Genomic DNA, 19,610 nt, shown 5'->3' on the forward strand with positions numbered 1-19,610 from the left:
AGTCATTTTTATGTGCCTGTTAATCTTAATAACTACCTTATTTAAAAAAGTTTATTAGCTTCTTGGAACTGGAGTACGATGAGGGCCAAAGTATAAACTTGGAAGTGCAATAAATAAATCCATTTTAAAGAGAAAAGGCTGTTTAAAATAGATTAAACAGCCTTTTTCTTTTTATGTATTTCCGTTATTCCGTAACTGGGATGATTTTATATGCTTTTCCAACTTCGGTATCAAAACTTGTGATATAATAGCTTCCTTCTTTCATACTTTCAACTGAATGCCCTTCGACTTCCACAGGCTGAGTTGTACGTAATACCAGTCTTTCGCTTGATTCTGAGTGTATTCTTGCATTCTGTAGTTTGTGATTGTTCCAAGCCAGATCTACCTTAAAGTTGCCACGGGCTTTTAAACCTGTTACTGAACCGGTATCCCAGGCCTGAGGCAAGGCAGGAAGCAGGTGCAATTCGCCCAAATGGCTTTGCAAGAGCATTTCGGCTATACCGGCAGTAGCCCCAAAATTCCCATCGATTTGAAACGGTGGATGGGCATCAAACAAATTGGGGTAGGTACCCCCTTTATGCTCTTTAGAATAAGGATCTACATAATGCATCAATTCGCGAATCATCTTGTAGGCATGATCCCCGTCAAGCAAACGAGCCGCAAAATTGATTTTCCATGCTTTACTCCAGCCGGTTCCTTCATCACCACGCAGTTCAAAAGTCTTTTCGGTGGCTTTGGCTAACTCCGGAGTGGTAAGCGGTGAAATTGAAGTTCCGGGATGTAAGCCAAACAAATGCGAGACATGACGATGGTGCGGGTCTTCTTCTTCAAAGTCCAGATACCATTCCTGCAACTGGCCTTTGGCTCCTATTTGATACGGAATGAGACGGTCTTGCGCAGCGCTAAGTTCGTGTCTAAAGTCTGCTTCTTTCCCTAAAATTTTTGAAGCTTTAATCGTGTTGTTAAAAAGTTCGCGAATGATGGCGATGTCCATTGTCGCCCCTTCGGTAACCGCATAGCCTTTGCCATTTACCAGAAATAGATTTTCAGGAGAGGTAGAAGGCGCGGTGATTAATTTCCCATCATGTTCTACCAGCCAATCCAGGGTAAACACGGCGGCTTCTTTCATCACCGGGTACACCTGCGCCAGATAGCTCGTGTCTTGGGTAAAGGCATAATGCTCCCACAAGTGCAGCGTAAGCCAGTTACCTCCCATATACCAGTTGGCCCAAAGCGGGTCGCCGTCACCGCGATCCCCCACCGGGTTTGCCGTAGCCCAGATGTCTGAATTGTGATGTACAACCCAGCCGGGCGCATCGTAAAACTCTTTGGCTACCCGGCCTCCGGTAACCGCAGCATTTTGAATATAGGCTAAAAAGGGCTGGTGCATTTCACTCAGATTGGTGGTTTCTGCCGGCCAGTAATTCATTTCGGCATTGATGTTTGTGGTGTAATTAGAACTCCACGGCGGACGCATTTCTTTATTCCAAATGCCTTGCAGGTTGGCCGCGATGCCGCCCGGTCTCGAAGCAGACACGAGCAAGTACCTGCCGTACTGAAAATACAAAGCTTCCAACTCGGGATCGTTTGCACCTTCTGAATAGGCCTTTAAACGGCTGTCTGTGGGTTGGTCTAATTGGTCTTTTGGGGTTTTACCTAAATCAAGCGCGACCCGTTGCATATAAGTCGAAAAATCTGCGATATGATCTGATTTCAATTGCGCATACGATTTGGCCGAAGCCGCCTGCATAAATTCGCTTGCCAATTTGGCTTCGTCAAGTCCGTCTTTATCCGGGCATTTGTCAAAACCGTTAAAACTGGTTGCGGCAGTAAGTAAAATAACCACTTCTGAAGCATCAGCGATCGCGAGACTCGTATCCTGAGTGGTTAGCTTGCCGTCTGTTTTCAACACTTTGATGCGGTATTGAAAACGCATGCCGTCGCATCCTTCAGGGTCGTCGTAAGTTATGGGTTCTACACCTTCGGGATTGTAGTAATTGGGATTTACGTTTGCCGGGGCCTTACCGCTTACCACCAATTCCTGATTTTTGGTCACCGAAACTTCTGCACGCAATTGGCTTTCTGCGGAAAGGTTCAGGTTTAAGGCTTTGGCAGAATCTGCAGTAAGTTTCATCACCAAAACATTATCAGGCGCAGAGGTAAAAAACTCCCGGGTATAGTTCACGCCATCAGACTCAAAAGAAGTCGTTGTGATTGCATTTTCGATATTCAGCGAGCGTTTATAGGCGTGTACCGAATCGTTTTGAAGGTCCTGATGCAGCAACAAATCGCCCATCGGCATATAAGATTGGGTATAATAGCCCTGCATCTTTTTGGCCAAAAGCGTTGCCTGTGCATAGTCTTTATCAAAAATCGCCTCGCGCAAGGGTTGCAAATAGGAAGCCGCATCGGGGTTGATACGTTGTGGAACCGGGCCACCGCTGTATAGCGAACTTTCGTTAAGTTGAATCAATTCGTCAGTTACGCGCCCAAAAACCATTGCACCAATTTTACCATTACCCAGCGGCAGGGCCTCTACCCATTCGCGTGCCGGGGCGTCGTACCAGAGCTCGGGCAGTTCAGCTTGAGCGGTTTCAGGATCTGAATTTTCTGCATTCTTACAGGAAACCAGTGCAACAAGCACCAGAAGAAACAAGGAAGAATAACGGAACAACATTTTTTTCATCAATTGATTTTTATAGCAAGAGGCTGTCTAAAAAGGTGATTTTCGTAAACCGGAAGGGTTTTCAGGTTCTCATCATGGTCTCGTATTCTGATGAGATTCTGCATTAAATTCAGAATACGCTTTTTGACATTTTTAGACCGTCTCTTTTTAAATTAAGGTTTAGGTTTTATAAGTTTTAACACATAACTATAGGTATAGCCGTCTTTTGTCAACAGGTACTGCGAATGCGGATAAGCACCCCAACTGGTATCACCGCCCAGCCCGCGTTGTGCCCAATCAATATGCAAGGTGGTTTCATCACCATAACGCAGGTCTGTAGGATGCTGGTTCTTTTTAGTCTCACCGGGATCCAGGGCTTCGGTCTTGATGGGAAGTGCACTAAAGGATAGCGGCTGTAATCCCTCGACTTCAATCCCATTTCCGCCGGCATCGGTGAGTTTTAGCCAGCGCGTATCAGTATGATAACCGTATTCCTGCGGGCGTATGTATGGCATCTTGAGGCTGTCTACCTGAGCCTTGTAAATTCCGATAAAAGCAGCAGAATTGCGGTCTGCATAATTTTCTTCCGGCCCGCGGCCGTAGTATTCCAGGTTTTCAAAACCGGCAGGTAACTGCATACGCATCCCAAAACGCGGAAGCTCAGGCAATTTTTTGGCCTTAAGATCAAGCTTGGCCGTAACACGAATGCTGCCTTCATTTTGGATGACATACGCAAGCGTATACGGCAGGTCAATATCGTCCAGATGATAGGTCACTTCAATGGGCAAACCTGCTTCGGTTTGCTTTTCAACTTTTACATCCTGAAGCGTTATATTGCTGTGTGCACTACGCCAGATGTTCAGTTCTTCGGGCATATTGTTTCCAAAATCATTATCGGTAGGAGCCCGCCAAAAAAAAGGCTGGGGCAACCCTTCCAGTCTTACTTCGCCATTTGTATACGATGTAAACTCACCGGTTTTGAGATCAAAAGTTCCGTGAGTGGAACCTGAATCAAAAACGAGCTGATTCCCTTCGGTTTTAACTTCCAGACTTTGATTGGTTTTTGCTGTAGTAAAAACCGGTTCGGTAAGTGAAAACTGGGCTTTTGCAAGCTCGTGACCAGCCGGTACCAGAGCGGTAGCGATTTTGGTAAACGCGTACACATTCAGCAAATATTCTGCATCAGCATCCAATTTGGGCAATTTGATTTTTGCCGTTCCGGAAGTCTGCGGAGCAACTGCCAGCGAAAAGTCTTCGGTTTTAACCACCGCTCCATCCTTAAGCAACTCCCATTGAAATTGATACTCCTTCAGGTTGGTAAAGTCAAATTCATTAAAAACCGAAAGCTTTTTCGACTCTTTATCAAAGTCAAACTGTACATTTTGGTAGATCAACTTAACCTCTTCCAGGGCTGGATGCGGCGTGCGGTTTGAAGAAACCAATCCATTGGCGCAAAAGTTTTCATCATTCTGAAAATTGAGTCCGCCCAAATCGCCACCATACGCCCAATAGGTGCCCATATCGTCCTGGGTTTTGATTCCCTGATCTACCCAGTCCCAGATAAAGCCGCCCTGCATCTGGTCACTGCTTCTGATGATGTCCCAGTATTCGGTAAAATTACCGGTGCTGTTGCCCATCGCGTGTGCATATTCACACATAATGTAGGGCCGGTACTTATCGGTTGCAGCGGCATACTCGCGCATATAATCGATGCTGGGATACATGGGGCAAACCACATCGGTATTGCGCTCTTCATTGGCCTGCTCAAACTGCACTAATCTCGTGGTATCGTGTGCTTTGACCCAATCGTAGGCCTGCGGAAAGAAAATCCCGTTACCACACTCGTTACCCAGCGACCAGATAATCACCGAAGGATGGTTTTTATCGCGTTCTACCAAGCGTTGAATGCGGTCCATTTGTGCCGGGAACCACTCGGGTTGATAAGCCGGGTGCCGGTCTTTATTTTTAACCGCGTGGACGTTGGCGCCCATTCCGTGAGATTCTATATTGGCCTCATCTACCAGATACATCCCGTATTGATCGCAGAGTTTGTACCACAGCGGATTTTGTGGATAGTGGCTTGTGCGCACGGCATTGATGTTGTTTTGCTTCATCAGCTTCAGGTCTTTGAGCATCACCTCGCGTGAAGGCACATGGCCTTTAACGTCATCGTGAATGTGCAGGTTTACCCCTTTGATCAAAACCGGCATCCCATTGACCAGCAATTGCGCATTTTTAAGTTCGATTTCCCTAAAACCGATCTGTTCTGAAGTAAGCATCAGCGTTTTTCCCGCAGCGTCTTTTAAGGTCAATACCACATCGTATAGGTTGGGCGTTTCGGCACTCCAGGATTTTACGTTTTTGATTGTGGTCTGAAAGTTTAGCGGGGTATCGGCAGTGGTAAATTTTTTAGTTGCAGAATACACCGGTTTGGAAGCATTCGCAGGAATGATTTCAAGTTGTAACGAACCCGATTGGGCAGCGTTATCAAAACTTTTCAAGCTTACCGAAGCATCAAAAACCCCGTCTTTGTAGTTGTTTTCAAGGCCTGCTTTCAAGAAGAAATCCCAGATACTGGTTTTGGGCAAGGCGTATAAAAACACATCTTGCTCCAGCCCGCTTAAGCGCCAGAAATCCTGATCTTCCAGGTAACTGCCATCGTGCCATCTAAAGACCTGAATGGCGAGTTGATTCTTCCCTTTTACAAGTAGCGAAGTAATATCAAATTCAGAAGGGGATTTGGCGACTTTGGTCATCCCGGCTTCTTTTCCGTTTACGAAAACGCGCGCATAGCCCGATACCGAAGAAAGGTTGAGAATCACTTCTTTATCACCCCATGTTTCCGGAATTTCAAAGCTGCGGCGGTACGTACCCACCGGGTTGTAACTGTTGTCTACAAAAGGCGGATTCTTAGGAAACGGATAATCGATATTGGTATAAATGGGTATGCCAAAACCTTCTAACTCCCAGTTGCCGGGCACGCTAATGCGGTCCCAGCCAGAATCGTCAAAACCGGTTTTATAGAAATCCCGAGGACGGTCTTCTGGTTTTTTGACAAAGTTGAACTTCCAGGTACCGTTTAAGGATTGGTAATAGGGAGAAGTTGAAAACACATCGGCACGGGCATCGGTTTCAGTCGTATACGCGATAAAATCAGTATGCGGCTGTAGTTTATTGCGTTCGTACACCAGCGGATTTTCCCATTCGTTAACCTCCTGGGCAAGACCTGCAAAGCAGCAAAATAAGATGAAATATAGGGATGCGGTAAGGTTCATAAATTCAATTTTCAATACTTATATCTTGACGTAAATTTTCTTTTTGTCCATCCAGTACCCCAATAGCCAGCATACCAGCATAAAGACAATAGCGGTCATCAGCGCTCCAAATGAACCCGGGAAGATGCGTTGAAAAATTGCTTCACTTACCCATTCAAAAGCATCCTGATTGGCAGTTACAGGAATCAGGCGCAGGGTGATGTAAAACAGTTCGGAAAAGAGGTAAATCACCAGCGGATTTTTGCCAAATACATTGAAGAAGTTTGTTCCAAATTTGATGTTTTTCAATTCTACCGCAAAGATGAGTGCTGCCAGCATAGACAGATTGAGGCCTATGGTGAGCATCGCAAACGGACTCGTCCATAACTTTTTAGACAGCGGAAAAATAAGCGCCCACCATTCTGCAAGAGCAAAAACGAGAAAACCGGCCAGCATCAGCTTGGCAATAGTCTCGTAGGATTTGCCTTTTCGTCTGATAAACACCCCGGCAAGGTAACCGGCAAGAACGTTTACAATACTGGGCAGCGTGCTGAGTATGCCTTCAGGATCAAAAGGGATGGCGTCTTTTTTATAGATGTGGCCTTCGCCTAAAATGGCATAGTCAAATTTTGCCGCTGCATTGGTCGCCATCTCAAGCTCGTGACCGGGTTCTCCAAAACCGTACAAAATCCCCCAATAGGCCAATAAAATTGCGGCACAGATAAACCCAATGGTTTTAACCGAAAAATACCGAACGAGCACCGCGCCAAAAAAGTAGCACAACGCGATACGCTGTAAAACACCCATAATACGGGTTTCAGAAAAAGGAGAAAGTTCTAAATGCCCCTCATTCATCCTAAAAAACGGAAACCAATACATCAGGAATCCCAGTAGAAAGATGATGGCTGTACGTTTTAAAACTTTTTTCCAGAAATCTGCAGGTGCAGCTTCCTGAAACTTACGCATAGAGAAGCTCATGGCGTTACCCACGGCAAACAGAAAGGACGGGAAAACCAAATCTGCCAGGGTAAACCCAAACCACTGTGCGTGCACCAGATACGGATACAAGTCTGCACCGGTACCCGGGGTGTTTACCAGGATCATCAGGGCGATGGTAAGCCCTCTAAATACGTCGAGCGATAAAAAGCGTTCGGAGGTTTTTACAGTCATAGGCTGGTTTTAATAGTTATAGTCAATAGGCGGCATAATCTGGGTGATCGGTGCAATTTTGCTTCGGTATTTGTCGTAAAGCGCTTTTGCCACCTTGTACGAATCACCGCTGGGCTGGGTAGGATACGCTTCTTCTTTGTTGACCCATTTCCATTCCCATTCTTTTATTTTTTCATCAAAAACCTCCTGATCAAAATCTCCCCAGTTGGCCTCCACATCGGCGATAAACTGTTGCCAGCGCGGTTTGTAGAAATCATCAAGCACGCCGCTCCATTGGCGGCACGAGTACTCGTGCAGCGGATTATCTGGGCCTCCCCAAAGGGTGATGAGATCACGGGCATTACGCTCGTAAAGCGCTTTTTCTTCAGGTGTGGTGCCCCAGCTTCGGGCATCGGCAATCCAAGGCCCAAGTAGGAAATCTTTACGTGTTGCAAGTAGTCTGTCCAGATCACTAATGAGGGTCAGGAGCTCCTCACTGTGTTTTTTAAAGGCTTCTTTGTCGTTATTTTCATAAGCGATACGCATTTGCTGTTGTACCGGCAATGCATAGTTGGCGAGCACCTGCCGGCTAAGATCGACCAGATCGTACGCAAAGCCATCTGAATCTTTAAAGCGATCACGGGCTCCTATAAACAGGTCCCAGGCCGGTAGCAAATCAAGTGGATCGTAATTCATCTTGGTACGTGCCCAGCGGCGGTAGCCTTCAAAAGTAGGCCGTGCTGCGATGATAGACTCGGCACCGTCACGTATGGTAGTCCCGTTATACGCGGTTGCTACCAAAATATCCCAGGCTTCAAGGATGCTGTCGTTTACCGCACCATAGCGGTTGCGGGTATAGTTCTTCAGCCAGGACTTGAGTTCGATAGGCGTATCCCGCCAGGTATTATCAGTCATCAACTCGTAAAGCACCGGGTTTTGTTCAATGGCTTCCATCGTAAGACCAATACCTTTTAAATTACCCGAAGTACTGTCGTTTAAGGCCAATGCCGGCTGTTCGGCAACGGTCTCGATACGGCCAAACATACTGATGTTTCCGCCAAAATTATGCAGCATATTCCAGATCCATTGCTTGCCGTAAAAGGCTTCGGTTTGCTTCCAGACGGGTTCGATTTCGGTAGCCAGATCGAGAATGATCATACGGTCATCAGGCACTGTGCTGAGCAAGCCTTTGATTTGCGGGGTTTTCCAAAAGTCTTTGTGGCTGTAAAACAACCAACCCTGCATTACCCAGGTTGCTTCGGGATCTGCGGCTTTCATTCCTTCAAAAATCTTTTCGCTCAACTCACCCAAATATTTAGGATCGTCTGAGGGCGGCTCATTCTCATTAAACGTATCTGCCGTATAGAAGTGATCTGTACCAAAAACTTCCTCCTGCTTTTCTAAAAAGCGTTTTCCAATTTCTGCGAAAAGGGGATCTTCTGCATCAAGGATATAGGTGTCTCCAAAATCATTGCCCCAGTTGGTCTTTTTAAGATCGGCATCAGGGAAGAATTTTTTAAAGGACGCAGGCACGTGTCCCGTAAATGCCGGAAGCACCGGCTTCATCCCCAATTCGCGCGAACGCTTTAAAATCTTTTTTTGCAGGTCGCGGTGGCTTTCTTTCCAGCTTTGCGGAAGCGGACCGCCCCAACCGTCCAGATTACCCATCCAAAACCAGGAGAAATACGAAGGGCCGCTGAAGAAATCCTTAAGGTCTTCATCGGTAAAGCCGTAGGATTTGTACACCTCATCCCAGATGTATTCTTCACCGGTGATGGCCAGGGGCATATTGATGCCGTGAAGCGCCATCCAATCGATTTCCTTTTCCCAGCGTTCCCAGTCCCACCAGCTCATCGAGTAGTTGAAGGTGCAGTAGTTGAGGTAATAGCGGTATTCGTAAGGCGATTCTTTGCGTACCGGCTGCTCGGGCAGCGGTAATGATTCTGGAAAGTTCAGGTTGGTCCCATTCCAGGTGATCTGCCCGTGCGCATACTCTTTGATGTAATAGTACAGGGCCGAAGCAATAGCGACACCGTTATTCCCCCTTAAACTGATTTTACCATCCTGAGCCGCGATTTCAAAAGCCTGATCACCGGCACCGGGCAGCGAATCGATGATAAACGCATCTGCATGTTCGGGAACCACCCGATTCAGCAGGCTTTGGTAAGGCATGAGTGCAGCAGGCGCTTGTTTGGTTTCCTTTTGACAGGAACTAAGTCCTAAAATGAGTAGCAGGCAAACTGCAAGCTTTACGGCGGATGGATATTTAAGTTTAAAAATCATAACAGGAACTACTATAAAAATAATCTAAAATTTTAAGGTATCTGGTAAAAATTGAGCTGCCAAATCCTCATAATAGGGACGCAATTCGTTCACGTTTGGCGGGGTTGGCGCTTTTGAATACAAATCATACGGATTGAATTTTTCTACCCACTTAAACATCTTGTGATCGTGAGGGCTCATCAGATGCTCGTAAGCCCCTTCGCGGTGTTGTGCATAAAACGAATGATAACGTATCATATACAAAGCTTCTTCTGGCAAATAGTCGCGCATAATATGATACAGGTACTCATCGTGCCCCCAGGACATTTGCACGTTGTCCAGCCCACAATTGGGGCTGTATACCCCATATTTGGTATTGAAACGCGGGTTGTTGTAATCGGGGTTTTGCTTAAAAAATTCGGGATATACAATCTTGTCTGAATACGCACATCCTACCGGGAAGGTGTCCCCCACCACAGCCCACTGCGGCTCGCCAAAAAGACAAAGCACTTTGCCCAGATCGTGCAGAAAGCCGGTAAGTATAAACCAGTCGGGGTGCCCGTCTGCACGTATCGCTTCAGAAGTTTGCAGCAAATGCTGGGTTTGATCCAGATCAATATCGGGGTCTGAGTCGTCAACGAGGGTGTTTAAAAATTCTACTGCATCCCACAGCGACATCTCCCGGCGGTTAAATTTTAGAAAATCGTTTTTCTTTTCCAGCACAAAATCATAAGTCTGGTTGATGTGGTTGATGCGGTAAAATTCTTTTACAGTGTCCCGGGCAGGAGCTTCATAATTGCGAAAGTCTTCTTTAGCTTTATGAGCCTCTTCGGGATAACGACGTACCACGTCATCTTCCCATTCATCCAAGCTGTCCAGCGGTTGCCCGTTTTGATTGCTATCTTTCATACAAATAAATTCAGGTTAAACATTTCTTTTAATTCTTCAATTTAGTGGCACGTGTGGCCTATTTAATTCCCGCTATGCGGGTTTCATCAGTCAAATCATTTAAGACCCGAGGGAAACCATCAGGTAGAGTAATCCAATAATCAATATCACAATGAGACAGGCGAGCAGAAAGCCGGTACGGTCCTTTTTATTCCAGGTATACAGTTCCCAGTTGCTATTTGGGAATAAAAGGGTTTCGGTAGTAGGCTGTTGTTTCAACAGACTATTGTCTACAGCACGGGTACGCATTTTACGGTAAAAATCAGCTAAATACTCTTGTTGATCGGGTTTGGTGCTCCAAGCGATTACAAAAAGTACCAAAAAGGGAAACAACAGGCGAATGCCCAGTCTTATGGTTTCGTTTAAGGCATACGGATTTTTAGAAAGGTCCCAGCCCAGCCGGTCTAAAAGGTACAATTCAAGATAGATATAACCACGCCCGTAACGTGTATCGGCTTTACTGGTTGAAACCCCTTTAGACCAAAATATAGCCTGACGGGGCATCGCGTAACTCACAGCATTGTACCCGCCCAGAGAAAGTTCTTCCGGTTTTTTGACCTGCTCTTTTTCGCTTTGCGGAAGCTTTTCCCATTGTGCGATATCGTGTTTACGGTTTTCCAGATCAACGGCTTTTACCTCATAATTGCGGGTGACGATACGAGATTTGGTAAGCTTGGTCAGGCTTTCATCGGTACGCAAAGCTGGAAAGATATTGGGCAACAGCGTTGGGATTAGATAAAATAGCGTAAAGGTGAGCAGAATGGAGCTCCATGCTGCAATTCGATTTGCCCGTCGCCATTTTAAGCCCAGCCAAAATGCTGCTACAAATACCACAAAAAATTCCCATATAAACTTTAGAATCTGAAGAATGGTATCAAACTGAGTGGTAATGATTGCAGCACCTATAAGAAACACCCCCCCAGAGATCCTCCCCGCCCAGATGTAATGCCGGGCGGAATGATTGGGAAAAAAATATTTGTAAAAATTGTTGACCACCAACCCAGATACGGTAATCATCAGGCAGTCTGCGGTAGACATCAGGGCGGCCATCAAACTGGCCAGCATGAGACCTACAAGACCCAATCCTAACGGTGCCAGTAATTGGGTGGTGGCATGACCCCAGACAAAATCAGAATTCATGATTTTACCCCCATATAACAAAATGGCACAAAGCCCTACCATACCCCATAAAATGGTCACAATACGCTTCATAAAGGTACCGGTCACAAAGCCCGTACGCGCTGCGTCTTCACTTTTTGCCGCACCTGCGGTTACCAGTTGATTGGGCTGAGCGACTACCGTCATCCCCGAAACTAAAGCGGCCATCACAATAAAATACCAGGTAAAATCTAAGGTTGCGGGCGAACCAAAAATCTCAAAAGTACTTTCGGGCAGTTGCTCGTGCAGATGCGAAAGTGCCTGCATCATCCCGCTCCCGCCAAATTGCTCGTTAATCGCAGACCAGGCAAAAGGAATGAGAATAATAGAGAGCAGGATGATAAAAACACCCTGAAGTAAATCGGTATAAAAAGCAGCTTCGAGTCCACCCAAAGCCGTATAAAACAGAACGATAAAACAGATGGTCCAGATGAGCACATCTTCAGAAAAATAACTAAACAATGCCCGTGGATTTTCTTGTCTGAGTTCGGTTAATTCCTGTTTCTCCGCCTGGGAGAGGTAAGTGAAGTTTTCATTAGAGAGTTCAAAAAGCCGGTCTGCCTTTTCTTTTTCGATTTTTTCTGTCGCAGTCAACGCGCTATCCGGTTTACCGGTCATCGCCATTGCCGTTGTGGTTACTGCTTTATACCCCACCGAAAGCAAGCCCATCATCCCAATGGTACCCACCAGGGCATAGGTGGCGGCCATTTTTCGCGAAGCGTAACGCTGCTCATAAAAATCACCCATTGTGGTAATGCGCAGCCGTCTTAACCACGGAGCCGTGATCCAAAACAAAGGGGTCGCAAAAAGCATCAAAAGCGAGCTCCAGATTCCGCTGGCACCGTTTTTAAAGGTGGTAGTGGCTACACCTGCCGGACCATCTGCTGAGGTCGCCTGACCAAAACTGGCGAACGTTGAAAAGAGTTTTCCAAACTGTCTGCCGCCCAAAAAATAATCTTCTTCCTTTTTAATCTTGAGGCTAGACCGTATACCAATATACACAATGACTCCAAAGTACAGGGCCAATACTCCGATATCCAGATATGATAAGCCTAAAACCATAATCAGCTAGCTATTTTTTCGAGTTGTGTTTTTCCTTTTTTAACGATGCTATCCAAATGTTCAAATGCCGCTACTCCGTTAAAATTATCGAGCACCAGCGGAGTTATATTTTCGGCATAGAGCGCATTCCCGTAGTATTCTGGTCTTTGATCCCCCCAGTTTACCGTGGTGTTTGAGATGTACACATTACTGGCGTTTACCATATAGAATCCCGCGGTCTGCTCGCCTATAAAATCGGCGTCTTTACAAGGTCTGCAATCGTAATAGCCTCCGGGATATTCGGTGATTTTTGAGACCTCAAGGTCAATGTCGTTAAAGCGGATGTTGTCCAGAAGATCTGGAGTTGCCGCTCCCAGAAAAATACCGTTTTCGCTTTTGCACCTGATGTTTGCAAAAGTGATGTTAGAAACCTTTCCTATACCGGCTTCTTGAGCTCCGGGTTTTAACCGCCAGCCTGCGTCTTTGTGGTCGTGTGATGCGCGGGGATACGCGGTGATGTAAATAGGCTCTGCCATACCCCACCACACATCAGAAAACTGCTTACATTCTACCATAATATTCGAGAATATGATATCTGATACAGTACCTTCATCCCGGTTTTGAATACCTATACCCCGGCAACTTCCGGTTATGATGCAATTATTAAAGGTAACATGACTAATAGAATCCATATTTTCTGAACCTATTTTAATCGCACAGGAAGTGCTGATCAATGTGCAGTTTGAAATAACGATATTTCTGCAGGGACCTAATTCTTCATATTCCCTTCGGTTTTTTAAACAGATACAGTCATCACCAGATTCTATATGGCAATTACTAATACGTATATTTTGGCAATGATCAAGGTCGATACCATCACTATTGCGAACTTTCAGATCGTTATATAAAGATATATTTTCAATGGCAACATCATAGCAGCCAATAAAATGAAGCGCCCAATAGGCGGCATTACTAACAGTAACACCGTACATTTTTATATTTTTACACGATACTAGTGTAAGCATATGAGGTCTTGGGTCTATAGTTTCAAATGGTTTAAGCTCATAAGAGTCATGCAGTTCATCCCCCATAAAGAAGATACCGTTGCCATCTAACGTACCGCCACCTGTGATGGAAATTTGATTGAGATTTTCGCCACCGATCCAGATCGTGCCTTCACCCATGTTTTGTCTAAATGCACTTTTTGTATACACACTTTCATCTGGATAAGCTTTAAGAACGGCTCCGTGTTCCAGGTGTAACTCGATATTCGATTTAAGATTAAAAGGTCCGGATAAATAAGGCTTACCGGCAGGGATCACTACTTTACCACCACCCAGGGCCGCGCAATAATCTATTGTTTTTTGAATTGAAACCGAATTATTCGTAAAATCATCATTTACGGCTCCAAAATCCTGTATATTCGCTAAATTCATTAATTTTATATGTGGGACATATTTTAAATGGTAATATATTTAAAATATATATTAAAATTACTTTTTAAATGTCTTAAGTTTTAGTTGTTTTACCAGAAATTTCTAATTAATCATCCAATCACTATGTCTTCCAAAATCAAACCCATTAAATCAGTTTCACTGGTTGAGCAGGTAGAACAGCGTATTCTCGAATTTTTAAAGGAAAACCGTTTTAAATCCGGAGATTCATTGCCAGGAGAGATTGAACTTGCTGAAAATTTGGGAGTAAGTCGTAACATTGTGCGTGAGTCACTTAGCCGCCTACGTATGTTTGGTGTAGTTGAGTCTAAAAAGCGCAAAGGAATGTTCATCGCTGAGCCTGATATTTTGAGCGGAATTGAACGTATTATGGATCCTGATCTTTTAGGGGAAGAAGCTATGCAACACATTTTTGAATTACGGCTGGTGCTTGAAGTAGGTATGAGTGAATTGCTGTTCATTAGAAAAAATAGTTCAGATATTAATAATTTGGAGGAAATTGTAGATCGTGAGGCCAATGATCCTCTTTGCAAAACAGATCTTAAAACTCGTCTGGCTTATGAGATTGAATTTCACTCCTATCTTTATAAAATGTCTGGTAATGGTACATTAAACCGTTTTCAGTCTATGCTTCTACCGGTTTTTCATTATATGATGCAGCAGGAATCTAAGTCTGATGCTAAACCGGTACGCGGTACTATTTCGCATAAAGATCTTGTTGAAACTTTACGGAATGGAACCGCTTATGAATTTCGAGAAAACATGCGCAATCACCTTACTCCGCATTTTAGCAAATTGAGTTAAATAATTCATATTTTTTAAAATTAAAGTCCGTCAATCCTTCAGGCTAATCCGTGATTGACGGACTTTCTTGTTCTTAGTAACCCGGATTTTGGCTTATCGAATTACCGGAAGCGTCAATCTCGGACTGTGGTATTGGTCTTAGTCTATTTTTATCACTAATTGCATTATTAAGCGCTGCATGAGGGTTGTATTCTAAAACGCGTGATACTAAAGTACCGGTACGTTTTAAGTCCATCCAGCGGTTTACCTCTCCTATAAGTTCACGAGCACGTTCTTCTAAGATTAGTGTGATATCTATATCTGTTGCAGTCAACGGTGTAGTAAGACCAGCACGTGAACGAACAGTATTAAGATAAGTAGCTGCCGCATCCAGATCATTTTTCTGGAAAGCAGCTTCAGCTGCGATAAGATAGGCTTCAGCACCTCGCATCATAATCATATCACGATCTCCTAAGGCTCGCTCATTTGCATAAACAAATGGAGCTCCGGGGTCATCAAATTTTTTGAACATAGGGAAGTGTACGTTTGTTACGCCATCATTCACAAGATATTCATCGGGATTAATTACAGTATAAGGTTTACTGTCTATACGTGCTTGACTCCAGGCGGTTTTAGGAAAATAAATTGCAGTATCTCCAACTTCTAGTCCGTCTTCAGCCACATCAGCATACATAACATAGCGTAATGTTTCTTCATTACGGGTATCTTCAGGGTCGAACATATTAAAGAAATACGGAGTAGGCATTCTGCCTATACCATTTTGGTACAAAGTACCCCGTTCCAAACCTGAATAATTGAAGTACTCAAACTTGTAAAGTAAATGTTTGGTGTTTCCCCAGCCCACGCTCGAGGATTCGCTACCGAAGAGATAAGAAAATATTACTTCATCATTCCGCTGATTTTCAATATCAACCACAGCAGCAAAAGTAGGCTCTAGTGGATGATTTGCTATCACCGTTTCTGCCAAGGAAATAGCACGCTCATAATCATCTGGAGCGGCAAAAGATTTGTAACCTCGGGTTAGCAACACTTTTGACAATAAATGACGAGCAGCATCTTTAGAAACAGTTCCGTAGACTTCTGGATTTTCATCAACAGTGTTGATGGCATCATTAAGGTCGCTTACGATAAGGTCATAAACTTCTTGTTCTTCAGCACGTGTGAAATCTGATTTAGCAGTTGTAATGGGTGCTGTAACAATGGGAACCCCTCCGTAATTTTCGACCAGTTTAAAATAGGACCAGGCTCTGAAAAACTTGGCCTCGCCAACTCCTCTGCTTTTTAAGCCTTCTTCTACACCATCAATCAAATCGGCATTTTCAAGCAAAGTATTTGCTGCTGCAATAATTTGGTACTGATTGGCCCAATACACCTGCATCACATAGTTTGATGCGTTCATATCTACATAGTCATTAATCGCATCGGTACCGGTAAGAGGGGAGGAGCGAGTCACGATATCTGTACCTAGGTCTTCCAGCACATATAACATATCTGGCGCATAACGAGTGGTATTGTCACGTGATATTTCGTAAATATAATTCAGAAGTTGGTTAAAGCTTTCAGCATTTTCCCGCGAAGAAGGAATACTAATAGCCTGTCTGTTTGTTTCCTCCAGAAAATCTTCGCAACCGGTTAAAAGCGTACCGATAAGGAGTAAAGCGAGAGATGAGGTATAAATTGATTTTTTCATAATACTGTATATTTTTTTAGAAACTAAAGTTTAAACCAGCCATATAGGTACGGGACATAAATGCAGCACCATAGGTGTTTCTACCGGCATTCTCTGGATCCCAGCCATCATAATCTGTAAAGGTGAACGGATTTTGAACTGTAGTGTATAAACGTAGCCTTTTAATACCCAATTTTTCTGTGGTAGTAGTTGGTAATGAGTATCCTAAGGTCATAAATCCAACTTTTACGAAAGATACATCCATATTTTTAATGGCTTGTTGATAGGGACCGCCATTACCAGGCTGAAACCAGTTGTTGGTAGGGTTATCAGGTGTCCAGTAATTAGTGTCATAACCATTCCACAACCGGGCTGGCTCACCATCATAAGAGAATGCTCTGGCATTATGGAAATTACTAGAGATAGTAACCCCCTGACTTGTATATACAAAGAAGGAGAAGTCAAAATCCTTATAGTTCATAGTGCTGGTAAAACCACCGGTCCATTTAGGTAATGGGTTTCCAAGTACGGTACGGTCTCCTTGCTCAGTAATTTGCCCGTCACCATTAATATCAACTACACGAACCTGTCCCGGTTTCTGACCGTAGGTTGCAGCTTCTTCAGCTTGATCCAGTTGCCAGATGCCATCGTACTTATAGCCGTAGAGTGAACCGGTTGGTTCTCCTACACGGTGAATAAAGGTACCTCCCTGAGCACCAAAAATGATTTCATTACTGTTGTTATATAAATTAACGATCTCATTTCGGTTGCTTGCAAAGTTTATATTAGTATTCCATTTGAAGTTATCATTGTCAATTATTTTGGCATTTAGGCCTATTTCAATACCGCGGTTACGAGACTCCCCAATATTGTCAAAGGTTCCGGAAAAACCAGTTGCGGTAGGTAAGGGTCTGAAGAAAATGATATCCCTGATATTACGATTATAAATATCTACACTACCGGTTAATCGGTTATTTAAGAAACCAAAGTCAACACCTACGTTCACCTCAGAAGTGCGCTCCCAGCTTAAATCCTGATTAGCAAGACCGGAAACAAATAGGGTAGGTACACTCGCATCACCAAGATTAGTATAACTTGAGTTAAGCAAAGACAGTGTTCCTAAAGGATTTAATCCGCCGCCAATACCATTATTACCCGTTTGCCCGTAACTAAGGCGTAACTTAAGATCGGAAAAAACCTTTTGAGAATTCATAAAGTTCTCGCGAATAACCCGGTACGCTAGTGAAGCAGACGGGAAAAAAGCCCATTTATTATCTTCTGACAGAACAGAAGCACCATCGTACCGTCCTGTTAAAGTAAGGATATAGCGATCCATTAAATTATAATTTACACGAGCTGTGTAGGATTCTAAAGTTTGTTTGCTAAAGCCGCTTCCATAAGAGTTAATATTAGAACCGGCACCCAGATTGTAAAAAAGGAAATTATCTGAAGAGAAATTTCTTATCTGAATGTTATAGGACTCATTTTCCTGTAAAAACCTTGAATATATGAAAGTAGCAGCAATGCTATTATCGCTATCAATATCTTTGTTATAATCAATAATGTTATCCCATGTATAGGAGTAGTCCAAAAAGTTGTCTACTTGCGCACGGGTACTGCTTTGGTTACCTATAGCACTTTTGGTATACAAACCTCGGTACTCACCTAAACGGGTGTATTTTACGTTAGGAGCAAACTTTGTTGTAATGCTAAGCCCTTTAAGTGGTTTTATACTTAGCGAAATATTACCGATAAAATTGATGTATTTGTTCTCTAGCTTCCAGTTTTTGGTATCAAAAATAGGGTTACTTACCTGTGTTTCTTTTTGTGTAGGTAGAAAAAGTAAGTCTCCATTTTCATCATAGGCCCGTCCTATAGGTTTTAATCGATATGCACTTCTAAAAGCTTCTAAACTACCTTCGTTGGTTGTAGCTAAAGTGATGTAATTATCATAACCAAAAGTTAACCAGTCGGTAAGATCACTTTGGATGTTACCTTTTAAAGTATAACGCTTAAAGTCTTCACCATAAGTAGTACCTTCATCTTCGGTATAACCTAAACCGGCGGCATAAACCGTATTTTCATTACCTCCGCTAAGATCCAGGGTATGGTTTTGCTGAAAACCGTTGCGGGTAATCAGGTCAACCCAGTCTGTGCTTACGCCGTTTGCAATGTTTTGCAGTTCTTCTTCACTCAAATAATCTTCAATATTAACAGCTGCTGCGGAGTACTGGCTGAAGTTACCATCTTTATTAGAAGCAAACTGATTCCCAACTACTACGTCTCTAAGGAAAGGGATATAACTCTGCCCATCAAAAACAGGAGGCAGATTATAAATTTCTTTAAAACCTACATAGTTGTTGTAACGTATACTCATTTTACCTTCTTTTCCCTTTTTGGTCTGAATGATCACAACCCCATTGGTACCACGGGAGCCATATATAGCCGCAGATGCAGCATCTTTAAGCACATCCATACGTTCAATATCTGCCGGATTAAGGAAAGAGATATCGTCAACAAAAATCCCGTCTACTACGAATAAAGGGTTTTGTCCGGGACTATATCCACCGTTACCAGAACCAGAATTGATGGTGTTAGCCCCTCTAACACGGATATTAAAGCCGCCAGAACCTGGCTTATTATCTGTACGTTGTACAGTCACACCGGCAACCTGACCCTGAATAGAGGAAACAGCGTCTATCTTATTGGTTTTTTCAAGAGTTTCGCTACTTACCGTGGATACAGAACCGGTAAGGTTAGAGCGTTTTACTTTGCCATAACCAATAATAGCAACCTCTTCTAGTGATGCTATGTCTGTTTCCATATTAATGGATAAAGAAGTCTGGTCTTTAATGATAACTTCCTGGCTAACATACCCCACAAAACTAAATACCAGTATGGATCCAGATTCAGCCTTGATCTCAAAAGAACCGTCTAAATCAGTTACGGTTCCAGTATTAGAGCCTTTGATATTTACGGTCACACCCGGCAAAGTTTCGCCTGAGTCAGCATCGTAGACTACTCCCGAAATCGATTTCTGTTCATAACTCGAATAAAATTTTACGTAGGTATTGGCTTGACTTACCTCCGTGCCTAAAAGTACCAGTATTGCGAATATTGGTCTTAGCATCCTGAGCTGTAAAAGTTTTCTCATAAATGATGTTTTGGTTATAATAAAACTAAATATGTATTTATGTAATTATGTA

At 43.7% G+C, this 19,610-nt stretch carries 10 protein-coding genes; 1 reads left to right on the forward strand and 9 read right to left on the reverse strand.

The window, feature by feature from the left end:
- Window positions 1-184 precede the first annotated feature (184 nt).
- The 7 genes from ZPR_RS04810 to ZPR_RS04840 form a co-directional block, all read right to left on the reverse strand.
- A complete protein-coding gene (locus tag ZPR_RS04810) occupies window positions 185-2,677 on the reverse strand; it encodes a glycoside hydrolase family 95 protein (RefSeq protein ID WP_148211653.1) in 2,493 nt (830 codons plus the stop codon).
- 161 nt (window positions 2,678-2,838) lie between these two features.
- Window positions 2,839-5,940, reverse strand: a complete 3,102-nt coding sequence (locus ZPR_RS04815; protein ID WP_013070505.1) for a beta-galactosidase, LacZ type — start codon at window positions 5,938-5,940, stop codon at window positions 2,839-2,841.
- A gap of 18 nt (window positions 5,941-5,958) precedes the next feature.
- Complete coding sequence (locus tag ZPR_RS04820; RefSeq protein WP_013070506.1) at window positions 5,959-7,089, reverse strand: acyltransferase family protein; 1,131 nt, start codon at window positions 7,087-7,089, stop codon at window positions 5,959-5,961.
- A gap of 9 nt (window positions 7,090-7,098) precedes the next feature.
- Window positions 7,099-9,351: an alpha-N-acetylglucosaminidase gene (locus tag ZPR_RS04825; RefSeq protein WP_013070507.1), complete on the reverse strand. Its 2,253-nt coding sequence runs from the start codon at window positions 9,349-9,351 to the stop codon at window positions 7,099-7,101.
- Between the two features lie 24 nt (window positions 9,352-9,375).
- Window positions 9,376-10,239 (reverse strand): inositol oxygenase family protein, encoded by an 864-nt coding sequence (locus ZPR_RS04830; RefSeq protein WP_013070508.1) that lies wholly within the window; start codon window positions 10,237-10,239, stop codon window positions 9,376-9,378.
- Between the two features lie 99 nt (window positions 10,240-10,338).
- Complete coding sequence (locus ZPR_RS04835; protein WP_013070509.1) at window positions 10,339-12,498, reverse strand: sodium:solute symporter family protein; 2,160 nt, start codon at window positions 12,496-12,498, stop codon at window positions 10,339-10,341.
- 2 nt (window positions 12,499-12,500) lie between these two features.
- The gene (locus tag ZPR_RS04840) at window positions 12,501-13,913 is read right to left on the reverse strand and encodes a glycoside hydrolase family 28 protein (RefSeq protein ID WP_013070510.1); all 1,413 of its coding nucleotides are present in this window, start codon (window positions 13,911-13,913) and stop codon (window positions 12,501-12,503) included.
- 123 nt (window positions 13,914-14,036) lie between these two features.
- On the opposite strand from ZPR_RS04840, the gene ZPR_RS04845 reads away from it, so the two are divergent.
- The gene (locus tag ZPR_RS04845; protein WP_013070511.1) at window positions 14,037-14,735 is read left to right on the forward strand and encodes a FadR/GntR family transcriptional regulator; all 699 of its coding nucleotides are present in this window, start codon (window positions 14,037-14,039) and stop codon (window positions 14,733-14,735) included.
- A 73-nt stretch (window positions 14,736-14,808) separates the two neighbouring features.
- Here the strand turns inward: ZPR_RS04845 and ZPR_RS04850 are convergent, their stop codons facing one another.
- Entirely contained in the window at window positions 14,809-16,425 is a 1,617-nt protein-coding gene (locus ZPR_RS04850) for a RagB/SusD family nutrient uptake outer membrane protein (protein ID WP_013070512.1), read from the reverse strand.
- A 16-nt stretch (window positions 16,426-16,441) separates the two neighbouring features.
- On the reverse strand, window positions 16,442-19,558 hold the full coding sequence (locus ZPR_RS04855; protein WP_049771418.1) for a SusC/RagA family TonB-linked outer membrane protein: 3,117 nt from the start codon (window positions 19,556-19,558) through the stop codon (window positions 16,442-16,444).
- Window positions 19,559-19,610 lie beyond the last annotated feature (52 nt).

Source organism: Zunongwangia profunda SM-A87, assembly GCF_000023465.1.
GTDB lineage: Bacteria > Bacteroidota > Bacteroidia > Flavobacteriales > Flavobacteriaceae > Zunongwangia > Zunongwangia profunda.

Bases quoted from the DNA above. Each gene is read 5' to 3' on its own strand.
- ZPR_RS04810 (WP_148211653.1), bottom strand. From the start codon at position 2,677: ATGTTGTTCCGTTATTCTTCCTTGTTTCTTCTGGTGCTTGTTGCACTG.
- ZPR_RS04815 (WP_013070505.1), bottom strand. From the start codon at position 5,940: ATGAACCTTACCGCATCCCTATATTTCATCTTATTTTGCTGCTTTGCA.
- ZPR_RS04820 (WP_013070506.1), bottom strand. From the start codon at position 7,089: ATGACTGTAAAAACCTCCGAACGCTTTTTATCGCTCGACGTATTTAGA.
- ZPR_RS04825 (WP_013070507.1), bottom strand. From the start codon at position 9,351: ATGATTTTTAAACTTAAATATCCATCCGCCGTAAAGCTTGCAGTTTGC.
- ZPR_RS04830 (WP_013070508.1), bottom strand. From the start codon at position 10,239: ATGAAAGATAGCAATCAAAACGGGCAACCGCTGGACAGCTTGGATGAA.
- ZPR_RS04835 (WP_013070509.1), bottom strand. From the start codon at position 12,498: ATGGTTTTAGGCTTATCATATCTGGATATCGGAGTATTGGCCCTGTAC.
- ZPR_RS04840 (WP_013070510.1), bottom strand. From the start codon at position 13,913: ATGAATTTAGCGAATATACAGGATTTTGGAGCCGTAAATGATGATTTT.
- ZPR_RS04845 (WP_013070511.1), top strand. From the start codon at position 14,037: ATGTCTTCCAAAATCAAACCCATTAAATCAGTTTCACTGGTTGAGCAG.
- ZPR_RS04850 (WP_013070512.1), bottom strand. From the start codon at position 16,425: ATGAAAAAATCAATTTATACCTCATCTCTCGCTTTACTCCTTATCGGT.
- ZPR_RS04855 (WP_049771418.1), bottom strand. From the start codon at position 19,558: ATGAGAAAACTTTTACAGCTCAGGATGCTAAGACCAATATTCGCAATA.